Source organism: Stenotrophomonas sp. GW821-FHT09E08, from assembly GCF_059416125.1.
The window spans coordinates 13,453-25,732 of record NZ_JBWKOO010000024.1; the positions used below are offsets into that span (position 1 = coordinate 13,453).

At 66.3% G+C, this 12,280-nt stretch carries 9 protein-coding genes; 4 read left to right on the forward strand and 5 right to left on the reverse strand.

Annotated features, from left to right (window positions below; all coding sequences use genetic code 11):
- Positions 1-60 precede the first annotated feature (60 nt).
- Positions 61-834 carry an SDR family oxidoreductase gene (locus AC07M7_RS20405; RefSeq protein WP_253078764.1) on the reverse strand — a complete coding sequence of 258 codons (774 nt, stop codon included), beginning with the start codon at positions 832-834 and terminating at the stop codon, positions 61-63.
- A 115-nt stretch (positions 835-949) separates the two neighbouring features.
- On the opposite strand from AC07M7_RS20405, the gene AC07M7_RS20410 reads away from it, so the two are divergent.
- Positions 950-1,855: a LysR family transcriptional regulator gene (locus tag AC07M7_RS20410; protein WP_495208162.1), complete on the forward strand. Its 906-nt coding sequence runs from the start codon at positions 950-952 to the stop codon at positions 1,853-1,855.
- Between the two features lie 232 nt (positions 1,856-2,087).
- Here the strand turns inward: AC07M7_RS20410 and AC07M7_RS20415 are convergent, their stop codons facing one another.
- Positions 2,088-5,249 carry an efflux RND transporter permease subunit gene (locus AC07M7_RS20415; RefSeq protein WP_495208163.1) on the reverse strand — a complete coding sequence of 1,054 codons (3,162 nt, stop codon included), beginning with the start codon at positions 5,247-5,249 and terminating at the stop codon, positions 2,088-2,090.
- Positions 5,250-5,252: 3 nt separating this feature from the next.
- The gene (locus AC07M7_RS20420; protein WP_012512046.1) at positions 5,253-6,392 is read right to left on the reverse strand and encodes an efflux RND transporter periplasmic adaptor subunit; all 1,140 of its coding nucleotides are present in this window, start codon (positions 6,390-6,392) and stop codon (positions 5,253-5,255) included.
- A 123-nt stretch (positions 6,393-6,515) separates the two neighbouring features.
- Here AC07M7_RS20420 and AC07M7_RS20425 point away from each other — a divergent pair, with 123 nt between their 5' ends.
- From AC07M7_RS20425 to AC07M7_RS20435, 3 genes are all read left to right on the forward strand, one after another.
- Positions 6,516-7,196, forward strand: coding sequence for a TetR/AcrR family transcriptional regulator (locus AC07M7_RS20425; protein ID WP_046985263.1), 681 nt, complete (start codon positions 6,516-6,518; stop codon positions 7,194-7,196).
- 136 nt (positions 7,197-7,332) lie between these two features.
- The gene (locus tag AC07M7_RS20430; RefSeq protein ID WP_006390984.1) at positions 7,333-7,980 is read left to right on the forward strand and encodes a protein-L-isoaspartate O-methyltransferase family protein; all 648 of its coding nucleotides are present in this window, start codon (positions 7,333-7,335) and stop codon (positions 7,978-7,980) included.
- Positions 7,981-7,996: 16 nt separating this feature from the next.
- On the forward strand, positions 7,997-9,355 hold the full coding sequence (locus AC07M7_RS20435; RefSeq protein WP_046985261.1) for a TolC family outer membrane protein: 1,359 nt from the start codon (positions 7,997-7,999) through the stop codon (positions 9,353-9,355).
- 99 nt (positions 9,356-9,454) lie between these two features.
- Here the strand turns inward: AC07M7_RS20435 and AC07M7_RS20440 are convergent, their stop codons facing one another.
- Positions 9,455-10,705, reverse strand: coding sequence for an amino acid transporter (locus AC07M7_RS20440; protein WP_495208164.1), 1,251 nt, complete (start codon positions 10,703-10,705; stop codon positions 9,455-9,457).
- 219 nt (positions 10,706-10,924) lie between these two features.
- Positions 10,925-12,223 carry a lipid IV(A) 3-deoxy-D-manno-octulosonic acid transferase gene (gene waaA / locus AC07M7_RS20445; protein ID WP_046985259.1) on the reverse strand — a complete coding sequence of 433 codons (1,299 nt, stop codon included), beginning with the start codon at positions 12,221-12,223 and terminating at the stop codon, positions 10,925-10,927.
- Positions 12,224-12,280 lie beyond the last annotated feature (57 nt).

Genomic DNA, 12,280 nt, shown 5'->3' on the forward strand with positions numbered 1-12,280 from the left:
GCGGGGATGAGCGCAGCCAGAACAAGGAACACCCACGCATGGCGCTCACACGGCGCGCCTCTACTTGGTGGTGTAACCACCATTGACCAGGATGGTCTGGCCGGTCATCCACCAGCCATCGGTGACCAGGAAGCGGATCCACGGCACGATGTCGGCAATGTCGGTCAGGCCGGTGCGGGTGAATGCCGACAGCGCCGCCGCCGTCTTGTGGTACGCCTGCGCATCGGCGCTCTCGGCAGGATAGAAGAACGGCGTGTCCATCGGACCGGGGCCGATCGCCGTCACCGAGATACCGCGCTCACCGAACTCCTTCGACGCCGCACGGGTGAAATGCTCTACCGGCGCCTTGGTGCCGGCATAACTGGAATAGAACGGCGTGAACGCGCCCAGCAGCGAGGTGACCAGGGTGCAGATGCGACCGCCGTCATTGACGTTTCGACCGGCTTCCTTGAGGAAGAAGAACGCGGTCTTCGCGTTGACCGCGCTCATCTCGTCGTACTCGGCTTCGCTGATCTCCAGCATCGGCTTCTTCAGCACCTTGCCAACGGTGTTGATGGCGATGTCCGGCCGGCCGACTGAAGCCACGGCATCGGCGAACAAGCGTCCCATCGCCGCCGCCGAGGTCAGGTCGCCCTGCAGGGCAACAGCCTTGCTGCCAGCAGCCTGTACAGCGGCCACCGTTGCTTCCGCATCAGCCTGGGTGGCGGCACTGTTGTAGTGGATGACGATGGCCTTGGCACCCTGGCTGGCAAAGTCGCGGGCCAGCAGCCCGCCCAGGTTCTTGGCACCGCCAGCGATCAGCACGGTCTTGCCCTTGAGGGAATGGTCAGTCATGGCTTGGTCTTGGGGAGGGGTTGCCCGGGATGGCAACCTGCCCTGATGACGATATCGTGCAGAAAATCCGGATAAAGCCCGCTACATTGACTTAACTTTCCAGAGCCAGCGAACAATGGACCGGATCGATCGCTTCCGCATCTTCACCCGGGTGGTGGAGTGCGCCAGCTTCACCCGCGCCGCCGACCAGCTCGGCCTGCCCCGCTCCACGGTATCGGCGGCCATCGCCGAACTGGAGCAGCGGCTCGGCACCCGCCTGCTGCAGCGATCGACTCGACGGGTGTCCACCACCCATGATGGGGACGTGTTCCATGCCCGCTGCCTGCGCCTGATCGCCGAAGTCGAAGATGCTGAATCGCTGTTCCGCCAGGATGATGCGCAGCCAAATGGGCTGCTGAAGATCGACGTGCCCAGCCGCATCGGCCGACGCATCATCGCCCCCTCCCTGCCGGATTTCTTTGCGCGCTACCCGCAGGTGGAACTGGACCTGGGCATGACCGATCGCGCGGTGAACCTGATCGAGGACGGTTGCGATGCCGTGCTGCGGGTTGGCCACCTGGGTGACTCCAGCCTGGTGGCACGCACGCTGGGCCAGCTCGACTTCGTCAACGTTGCCGCGCCCAGTTACCTGCGTGAGCACGGGGTGCCACAGCATCCCGCGGATCTGCCGCAGCACCGAGCAGTGAACTATGCCTCACCAACAACGGCACGGGTGGAACCGTGGGAGTGGCAGGACAGCAGCCAGCTGCGTACGCAGCCGATGCCCGGCTGGGTGCGGGTGAACAGCGCCGAGGCGTCGATTGCCTGTTGCGTGGCGGGGCTGGGGCTGCTGCAGATTCCGCGTTACGACGTGCAGGCGGAACTGCACTCCGGCGCGCTGGTGGAGGTGATGCCGCAGTACGTGGCGCAATCGTTGCCGGTGACCCTGCTGCAGCCGCATCGGCAGCATCGTGCGCAACGCGTGCAGGTGTTCATCGAATGGCTGCTGCCACTGCTGCGGAACAGCCTGCAGCTGCAGTAGATCACGCCATGCGCGGATACATGCCGCAGTGCCAACCAAGGTTGACACCTACCAGAGCCGGCCCGTTGATCCACGCCATGCGTGGATGCATGCCGCAGTGCCAACCAAGGTTGGCACCTACCAGGCCCACCGCGATAGATCCATGCCATGCGTGGATGTGCACATCGTGGATGGGGTCAGAGCCCTTTCCCAGCGGGAAAGGGATCCGACCCCGGCCGCAGAACCCGGGGCGTCACGCCCCGGATTCGTCCGGCTTGACCCGGAACCATGCCGCGTACAACGCCGGCAGGAACACCAGGGTCAGCACCGTACCTACGATCAGGCCGCCCATGATCGAAATCGCCATCGAGCCATAGAACGCACTGCGCGAGAGCGGAATCATCGCCAGCACGGCCGCCAATGCAGTCAACACGATCGGGCGGAAACGGCGCACCGTCGCATCGATGATCGAATGCCAGCGGTCATGCCCGGCGTCGATATCCTGCTGGATCTGGTCGATCAGGATCACCGAGTTGCGCATGATCATGCCGGCCAGCGCGATCGTGCCCAGCAGCGCCACGAAGCCGAACGGGGCGCGGAACAGCAGCAGGAACAACGTGGCACCAATGATGCCCAGCGGCGCGGTCACCAGCACCATCGCCGCGCGCGAGAAGCTGCGCAGCTGCAGCATCAGCAGCGTGGCCACCACGATCAGGAACAACGGCATGCCGGCCTTGATCGAGTTCTGCCCACGTGCCGAATCTTCCACCGAGCCACCGGTTTCCAGCAGGTAGCCACTAGGCAGTTCGGCACGGATGCCGTCCAGCGTTGGCACGATCTGCTGCACCACGTCCAGCGCCTGCATGCCGTCGCTGATGTCGGCACGCACGGTCACCGTCGGCAGGCGGTTGCGATGCCAGATGATGCCGTCCTCGAAGGCGTATTCCAGGCGCGCGACCTGCGACAGCGTCACCGCCGTGCCGCTGCTGGTGGGCATCGCCAGGCTGCCGATCAGGTCCAGCTGCGCGCGCTCGTTGTCCGGGCCACGCAGCAGCATCTCGATCTGGCGGTTGCCTTCGCGGTAGGTGCTGACGCTCATGCCCGACAGCGAACTGCTGAGGAACTGGCTGACCTGCGCGCTGCTGACGCCCAGTGCACGTGCTCGGTCCTGGTCGATCACCAACCGCACCACTTTGCTCGGCTCGCTCCAGTCCAGATTGACGTTCATCACGTGCGGGTTCTCCCGTACCTTGGCCTCGACCTGGCGCGCGATCGCCTGCACCTGTGCGATGTGCTCGCCGGATACACGCATCTGCACCGGGTAGCCGACCGGCGGGCCGTTCTCAAGTCGGGTCACGCGCATCTGCACGTCCGGGAACTGCTTGATCACGTCCTTCAGCATCCAGTCGCGGGTCGCTTCGCGGGCCTTGGCGTCTTCGGTGAGCACCACGAACTGGGCGAAGTTGGTCGCCGGCAGCTGCTGGTCCAGCGGCAGGTAGAAGCGCGGCGAACCGGTGCCGACGTAGGCCACGTAGTTGCTGATGCCCTCGCGCTGCTTCAGCAGCTTTTCCAGCTTGCTGGCCTGCGCCTGGGTGGCGGCCAGCGATGCGCCTTCGGCCAGTTCGATGTCCACCATCAGTTCGGGCCGGGTGGAATCGGGGAAGAACTGCTGCGGCACGAAGCGGAACAGCATCAGCGAGCCGATGAACAGCGCGATGGTCGCACCGATCACCCACCAGCGATGGCGCAGGCAGGTATCCAGGAAAGCCCGGAAGCGGGTATAGAACGGCCGCTGGTACGGGTCATGGTCGTGCGCATGCTCCTTCGGCGCGATCCAGCGCGCGAGCGCCGGATGGCGGTTGGCCCACTGCAGGCGCTTGGCACGCCAGCGACCGGCCAGGCTGTCGGGCTTGGGCAGCTGCGGATTGAACAGGTCCGGCAGCATCTTGTCGCCCAGGTACGGGATGAACAGCACCGCTGCGATCCAGGACACCACCAGGGCGATGGTCACCACCTGGAACAGCGAACGGGTGTACTCGCCAGTGCTTGAGGCCGCCGTTGCAATGGGCAGGAAGCCGGCCGCGGTGATCAGCGTGCCGGTCAGCATCGGGAACGCGGTCGATTCCCAGGCAAAACTGGCCGCACGCAGGCGATCGTAGCCCTGCTCCATCTTGGTGGCCATCATCTCCACCGCGATGATCGCATCGTCCACCAGCAGGCCCAGCGCCAGCACCAGCGCGCCCAGCGAGATCTTGTGCAGTCCGATGTCGAAGTAGTGCATGACGAAGAAGGTCATCGCCAGCACCAGCGGAATGGTCACGCCCACCACCAGGCCGGTGCGCAGGCCCAGCGAGAAGAAGCTGACCAGCAGCACGATCACCACCGCTTCGGTCAGCACCTGCACGAACTCACCCACCGACTCTTCCACCGCGTGCGGCTGGTCGGACACCTTGCGCAGCTGCATGCCGGCCGGCAGGGTCTTCTGCAGCCGCTCGAACTCGGCATCCAGGGTGGCACCAAGTTTCAGGATGTCGCCGCCATCCTTCATCGCCACCGCCAGGCCGATCGCATCCTGGCCCATGAAGCGCATCTTCGGCGAGGCCGGATCGGCAAAGCCACGCTTCACCTCGGCGATGTCGCCCAGGTGCAAGGTCCGCTCGCCGGCCTGGATCGGGAACTTGCGGATGTCTTCGATCGAATCGAACTGGCCGGTCACGCGCAGCTGCACGCGATCGGTCGGGGTCTCGAAGAAGCTGGTGGCGGTCACCGCGTTCTGGTCGGCCAACGCCTGCTGCACCTGCTGCAGCGACACGCCCAGCGTGGCCAGCTTGGTGTTGGACAGTTCGATCCAGACCTTCTCGTCCTGCAGGCCGACCAGGTCGATCTTGCCGACGTCGGGCACGCGCTGCAGTTCCAGCTGGATGCGGTCGGCATAGTCGCGCATCACCGCGTAGTCGAAGCCTTCGCCGGTCAGCGCATAGATGTTGCCGAAGGTATCGCCGAACTCATCGTTGTAGAACGGCCCGACGATCTCGCGCGGCAGCGTCGCCTTGATGTCACCCACGCGCTTGCGCACCTGGTACCAGAGATCGGGAATCTGCTTGGAACGCAGGCTGTCGCGGGCCATGAAGATCACCTGCGATTCGCCCGGGCGGGAGTACGAGCGGATGAACTCGTACTCGCCGGTGTTCATCAGCGCCTTCTCGATCGGCTCGGTTACCTGCCGCGAGACCTGCTCGGCGGTGGCGCCAGGCCACATTGTGCGCACCACCATCGCCTTGAAGGTGAAGGGTGGATCTTCAGACTGACCCAAGTGCTTGTAGGACCAGGCGCCGATGACGGCGAAAGCCAGCATCGCAAACAGCACCAGCGGGCGATTGCCCAACGCCCATTCGGAGAGATTGAAGCGGCGCACGGATCAGTGCCCCTTGCCTGCGGCCGGCGCAGCGGCCGGCGTGGCCGCCGGTGCCAGCACCGGACGATTCTGGCGGTCGACCGGCGTCACCACCTGGCCTTCGCGCAGCAGATGGCCGCCGGCAGCCACCACCCAGTCACCCGCGGCCACGCCGGACAGCACCGGCACCGCCTGCGCACCATAGGCACCGACCGTCACCGGGGTGGCCTTCAGCGCACCATTGGACGGATTGACCACCCACACGCTGGCCTTGCCATCACTGCCGCGCAGCACCGAGCCGAGCGGCAGCTGCAGGGTGCCATTGCGGCCAGCCGCGGCGAACACCCGCGCGCTCTGGCCCAGTTCGACTTCGCTCAAGGCTTCCGGCGCCAGGCTGACCCGCGTGGCATAGGTGCGCGCCTGCGCATCGGCGGCCGGCGCGATCTCGCGCAGGGTGCCCGGCAGCAGCTGGCCCGGGCGGTTCCACAGTTCCACCTGCACCGGCTGCCCGACCTTGTAATCACGGATGTTGCTTTCCGGCAGCGCGATCAGCACTTCGCGGCCACCATCTGCGGCCAGGGTGAACACCGTCTGCCCGGCACTGACCACCTGCCCGGCTTCGGCCTGGCGGCTGGCGATCACGCCGTCGGCCGGCGCGCGCAGCTGCGCGTACTCGGCCTGGTTGCGGGCCACCGCCAGGTTGGCGCGGGCGGCATTGGCCTGGCCCTGCGCGGCCTTGAACGCGGCGGTCTGCTGGTCCAGCGCCGAGCGGCTGACAAGTTGGTCCTCGGCCAGCTTGGCGTAGCGCTTCTGGTCATCGCGGGCGCGCACCAGGTCAGCTTCCGCCGCCGCCAGCTGCGCCTGCGAGGCGGCTGCCTGCGAGGCGTAGTCGGCCACGTCCAGCTCGGCCAGCAGCTGGCCCTTCTTCACGCGTTGCCCGGCGTCAACATGACGCTTGATCAGGTTGCCGCCGACCCGGAACGACAGCGGGCTCTCCTGGCGGGCGCGTACCTCGCCGGGGTAGGCCGCCGGCGCCTGTCCGTCCTGCGTGGTGGGATGCACCACCAGCACCGGAATGGCCGCCACCGGTTCGGCGGCCTGCCTGCCACAGGCTGCCACCACCACCGCCAGCACGCCAACACCCAACCAACGCATGTTCTTCATGAGGTACAAGACCTGAAAAGGGGATCCGGGGGAACGCGTCGGCAACATACTGTTGCGACACGGACATTAGTGAACCAGTCGGTATAGTATAAATATCGAACCGCTTGGTCTAGTATTGTCGTGATGAGTTCTCCCACTTCCCGCAAGCCGTCGGCCAAGCCCGCTGCCAAGGCCGCCGGACCCGGGCGTCCCAAGGACCTCGGCAAGCGCGCGGCGATCCTTGAAGCAGCCAAAGCACTGTTCATCGAACAGGGCTATACGGGTGTGAGCATGGACACCATCGCCGCTCAGGCCGGCGTCTCGAAGCTGACCGTGTACAGCCACTTCGGCGACAAGGAGACCCTGTTCTCCGAGGCAGTGCAGTCAAAATGCATTGAAATGCTGCCTGACGCGCTGTTCGTGGCCGACGCGGACGGCCCGCTGCGCGACCAGCTGATCGGTATCGGCCTGGCCTTCTTCGAGCTGATCACCTCCGATGCTGCGATTTCCATCCAGCGCATGATGATGGCGCCGGAAACCGATGAGCGCTTGCGCGAGCTGTTCTGGCAGGCCGGTCCGGAGCGCACCTGCGAGGCCCTGGCCGACTTCCTGCGCGCGCGCGGTGCGCGAGGCGAACTGGAGATCCCCGACTATTACCTGGCCGGCCAGCAGTTCCTGACCCTGGTCAAGGGCGAAGTGCACATGCATATGATGTGCGGCATGCCACTGTCACCGGTGGAATGCGACCCTCTCACCCACGTGACCGCCAGCATCGACTTCTTCCTGCGCGCCTACGCGCCAAGAGGGGCCGGGACGGCCGGATAACCAAAACTGAACGAACCGGAGGTCGCGATGACTTCCGGCACTGCGACCCCGGCTACCCGGCAGCTGATGCTCTGGGCGCGCCGCCGGCCTCCGGCACCGGTAAAATGGCCGGCCCACTGCGCTGGATTTGAACCTCATGACGATTGATTACGCCCACGCCCGCGAACTGATGGTGGAACAGCAGATCCGTCCCTGGGACGTGCTGGACATCAAGGTGCTCGACGTCCTGGCCCGCCTGCCGCGCGAGGCCTTCGTCGCCGACGCGCACCGGGCGCTGGCCTACGCCGATGTTGAACTGCCGATTGGCCATGGCCAGAAGATGATGAAGCCGGTCATCGAGGGCCGTACCCTGCAGGCACTGGACCTGCAGCCGGGTGACGAAGTGCTGGAAATCGGCACCGGCAGCGGTTTCCTGTCGGCCTGCATTGGCGCGCTGGCGCGCGACGTGCTGAGCCTGGAGATCGACCCGGAGCTGGCCGCCGCCGCACGCGCGCGCCTGGATGCTTCCGGCCTGGGCACCAACGTCCGCGTGGAAGTGGCCGACGCCCTGGCCTGGCAGACCGAACGCCGCTTTGACGTGATCTGTGTCACTGGTGCCGTCGACGTGGTGCCGTCACAGTTCGCATCGTGGCTGCGTCCGGGTGGTCGCCTGTTCGTGATCCATGGCCGTTCGCCGGCGATGGAGGCCCTGCTGGTCAAGGCCGACGGCAGCAGCGAGTCCCTGTTCGAGACCGATATCGATTACCTGCGCGGTGCCGCCCCGGCACCCCAGTTCCACCTCTGAGTCCAAGGAAGCCGCAATGATCCGCCGATCCCTCGCTGTTGCGCTGGCCACTGCCCTGCTGCCGTTGTCCGCCCATGCCGCCGACCTGCTGCAGGTCTATGAAATGGCGCGCAATGGTGACCCGCAGCTGTCCGCCGCCGAATCCACCCGGCTGTACGACAAGGAAGGCGCCGTGCAGGCGCGTGCTGCCCTGCTGCCGCAGATCGACGGCACGGCCACACTGAACCGCTCGCGCAGCGAAGCCGACCATGACGCCAACTCCGGCACGGTCACCAGCAAGCGCCGCAACTACACGATCAACGGCAGCCAGACGCTGTTCAACTGGACCCAGATCAACAACCTGCGTTCGCAGCGCGAACTGAGCAAGGCAGCGGACTTCACCCTCGATTCGGCCAACGACAGCCTGATCGTGCGCACCTCGGCGGCCTACTTCAACGTGCTGGTGGCGATCGAATCTCTGAACGCCGCACAGACCAATGAAGCGGCCGCGAAGAAGCAGTTCGACTTCGCCGACAAGCGCCTGGAAGTGGGCCTGGCGCCGATCACCGACGTGCACGAAGCACGCGCCCAGTACGACCAGGCGCGCGCCAACACCATCGTTGCGCAGAACACCCTGGCCGATAACTATCAGGCGCTGACCGAACTGACCGGCCAGCCGGTGGTCAACCTGCGGGGCCTGCCGGCGGACTTCCGTCCGGAAGTGCCGGCCAACCGCGGCAACATCGACGAGCTGGTGCACCAGGCCAGCACCCAGAATCCGGCGCTGAAGGCGCAGGAACTCAAGGTAAGTGCCGCCGAAGCCGGCGTGCAGGCCGCCCGTGGTGGTCACTACCCCACCCTGTCGCTGGGCGGCAGCTGGGGCAAGAGCGCGACCTGGGGTGACAGCACCGGCGCCGGTTCGCTGTCGCCGGACGCTCGTACCAACAGCATCGGGCTGACCCTGAGCGTGCCGATCTTCTCCGGCGGTGCCACCCAGTCCGGCGTGCGTCAGGCATTGGCCCAGCGTGACATCGCCCAGGACGGCTACGAGCAGCAGAAGCGTGCCCTGGACCGCAACACCCGCAATGCCTACCAGACCCTGGTGCAGGGCATCAGCGAAGTGGAAGCCCGCCGCCTGGCGGTGGTTTCGGCGCAGAGCGCGTACGACGCGTCGCAGGTCGGCCTGGAAGTCGGTACCCGTACCGTGCTGGACGTGATCCAGAACCAGCGCATCCTGTTCTCGGCGCAGCTGGACTATGCACAGGCCCGTTACACCTTCCTGCAGAACCGCTTGCTGCTGAGCCAGTCGCTGGGCGCGCTGGACGTGGCCGAGCTGCAGGACGTCAACCGCCTGCTGACCCAGGATGCGGGCAACCCGGCAACGACCACGAACTGAGTCGTCGCCCTGCCGGCAACGAAGAAGCCACCCGCGAGGGTGGCTTTTTTGTGGACGCCGCATGCACACGCATCCACGCATGACGCGGAACTACCGGCATCAGCCGGGCCATGCGCGCAGTTGCAGCACCGCCGACAACAGGCATAGTGCCGCCGCCAAGGGCGCCAGCACCGGCATCGTCGCCGACCATCGCGAGCCGCGCGACACCTCGATGCGGTGCCGCGTGCGCAGCGCTCCCAGGCACAGCGCTGCCGTCACCAGCAAGGCCACCGGGCCAGGCAGCACCGGCAGCCACCCGATCGGCACCCATAGCGCCAGCAAGGCCGAGAGCAGAACGACGACCACGGTCGCCAGCGTTTTCCTGGGCCCGCGTTCCTCTTCCCATGCCAATGACCACATCCCCATTGCCAGATGTGCGGCCAGCAACACCAGCACCAGTAGCAGCGCCGCCAATCCGGCCATGCCGGCGAAAGGCAGCAGCGGCAGCAGCCACTGCAGTTCCGGATGGCCTTGCAGTGCCACCGACAACGGACGCGTGCTGTCCAGTGCCGGGAACGCGACCAGCCCAGCCTGCAGCGCGGCCAGCAGGATCAACAGCAGCATGGCCAGCAGCACCATCACCGCCAGCACCCTGGACTGCTGCGATACCGTTCGAAGGCGCAGGCCGGGAAAGCCCAGCGCCAGCCCGACGCTGGCAAACACGCCCAGCAACGACACGCTCGCGGCAAGCACGCCACCCAGCCCGAAGTGATAGGGCGCGGTTGCCTCTGGCAACCAGGGAATCCAATGAGCGTAGTGCACATGCCGCGCCGCCAGCGCCAGCAGCAGCACACCAATACCGATCTTCACCGTCAGCAGCGCGCAGACCAGCAGTGCTGCACGCCGCGGCGGCAACACCGCGAACATTCCCAACGACAGCGCACCGGCAGCCGCCAGCAACGGGCCCGGCAGCCAGCTGTCCGTGCTGATGCCTCGGCTGGCCAGCACCGCATGTAGATGCAGGGCGGCGGACTGCGCGACGCCTGCGGCCGTCGCCACCAGCTCCAGCAGCAATACGGCGCCCAGCAGGCCGGCGAGGCCCCTGCCCCAACTTGCAACCAGCAGCCCGTGCAGGCCATCCGCGCCTGGCCGTTGCTGGCGCACTACCTGCAGGCAACACAGCACAAGTCCGGCAGCCAATGCGGCCAGAAGCAGACTGAGCACGATGGCTGGACCGGTCTGGGCAGCGGTGTACTGGCCGACCCGCGCCACCACGTTTCCTCCCAGCAGCAGCGTCAACGCAACCACCGCCAGATGTTCCTTCCCGGGATGCAGTCCGCCGACGCCATCCCTGCTGCTGCCGCCATCCATCGCAAGTCCTCTTGATATCCGCCCAGATGCGGGCGACCGCAGGCTGGCAGCCCGCGCCAAGGGGCGGTATCAGATTCCGTGCGGTCTATGCCGCGATGTGATCGCACGCACGCTGTCTTCTACACAACCGGTCCGGCGGCGACAGGAATCCAACCGCTAAGCAGAATTGATGCAGGCGTTCACGACAGCCCGGCTGCGGGCAGAGAAACTGCCCCTTGCCTATCGGCGAGGCGGCGGCAGGTGCGGCGCAACCAGCTCCAGCGTGCGCTGCAACGCGCCGCGACCATTGCTGACCAACGTGCACCCGGCACGCGCCATCTCTTCGCGCGCCTGCACGCTGTCGAGCAGATGCTGCAGCAGATCGCCAACCGCCTGCACATCCTCGCCGATCAGCAATGCACCGGCCTCACGCATGCGTCGCGAGATCTCGGCGAAGTTATGCAGGTGCGGACCGGTCACCGTCGCCGTACCCATCGCTGCCGGTTCCAACAGGTTGTGGCCGCCGATCGGCTGCAGGCTGCCACCGACGAACGCAACCTGTGCGCAGGCGTAGAACGGCATCAGCTCGCCCAGGGTATCGATGACGAACACATCGGTATCGGCCTCGGGCCACTGCTTCGCGCGACGGGTCGCCACGTTCCAGCCCTGTTCGCGGGCCAGGGCTTCCACTTTGGGGAAACGCTCGGGGTGACGCGGCGCCCACAACAGCAGCAGGCCGGGGTGCTGCTGGCGCAGGCGTCGATGCAGATCGACCACCGCTTGTTCTTCGCCGTCGTGGGTACTGGCCGCGATCCACACCGGGCGCCCGGCCGGCACGCGTGCATGGAACTGTTCGACAAAGCCCTGTACCTCCGGCGTAGCGATATCGAACTTCAGATTGCCCAGCGCCTGCACCTGTTCCGGCACGGCGCCCAGCTGCACGAAGCGCTCGGCATCATCCTGCGACTGTGCGGCAACGCAGGTGACGGTGCGCAGCGCGCGGCGGATCAGTGCGGCCAGCAAACGGTAGCCTCGCAACGAACGCGCCGACAGGCGGGCATTGAGGATATAGACCGGGATGCGGCGGTCGCGGCAGCCGAACAGCATGTTCGGCCACAGTTCGGTTTCCAGGATCAGCGCCAGGCTGGGCTGGAAATGCCCAAGAAAGCGGTTGACGCTGCCCGGCACGTCGTACGGCAGGTAGACATGGTCCAGCGCATCGCCCCACAGCGCGCGCACGCGCTCCGAGCCTGTCGGAGTGATGGTGGTGATGACCCAGCGGATGTCCGGGCGCTGCTGGCGCAGGGCGTTCACCAACGGGGCGGCGGCGTTGACCTCACCCACCGACACCGCGTGCAGCCAGACCCGCGGCTGTCCGCTGGGCTGCGGGTAGGACGCGTAGCGTTCGTCCCAGCGCCGGAAGTATTCACGGACCCGGAAACCCCGCCAGACCAGGTGGTACACCGTGATCGGCAGCAGGATGTAGAGCACGGCTGAATACAGGCCGCGCAGGATCCATTCGACAGGGTCTTTACGCATGCGGCAAGGATACGGGAGCCCCCCGGGAAAGACACGCGGCCGGGTTGGTAGAATGGG

What these genes read in the sequence shown, in the direction of transcription:
- AC07M7_RS20425 (WP_046985263.1), top strand. Translation starts at nt 6,516, where the DNA reads ATGAGTTCTCCCACTTCCCGCAAGCCGTCGGCCAAGCCCGCTGCCAAG.
- AC07M7_RS20440 (WP_495208164.1), bottom strand. Translation starts at nt 10,705, where the DNA reads ATGGATGGCGGCAGCAGCAGGGATGGCGTCGGCGGACTGCATCCCGGG.
- AC07M7_RS20420 (WP_012512046.1), bottom strand. Translation starts at nt 6,392, where the DNA reads ATGAAGAACATGCGTTGGTTGGGTGTTGGCGTGCTGGCGGTGGTGGTG.
- AC07M7_RS20430 (WP_006390984.1), top strand. Translation starts at nt 7,333, where the DNA reads ATGACGATTGATTACGCCCACGCCCGCGAACTGATGGTGGAACAGCAG.
- AC07M7_RS20410 (WP_495208162.1), top strand. Translation starts at nt 950, where the DNA reads ATGGACCGGATCGATCGCTTCCGCATCTTCACCCGGGTGGTGGAGTGC.
- waaA (WP_046985259.1), bottom strand. Translation starts at nt 12,223, where the DNA reads ATGCGTAAAGACCCTGTCGAATGGATCCTGCGCGGCCTGTATTCAGCC.
- AC07M7_RS20435 (WP_046985261.1), top strand. Translation starts at nt 7,997, where the DNA reads ATGATCCGCCGATCCCTCGCTGTTGCGCTGGCCACTGCCCTGCTGCCG.
- AC07M7_RS20405 (WP_253078764.1), bottom strand. Translation starts at nt 834, where the DNA reads ATGACTGACCATTCCCTCAAGGGCAAGACCGTGCTGATCGCTGGCGGT.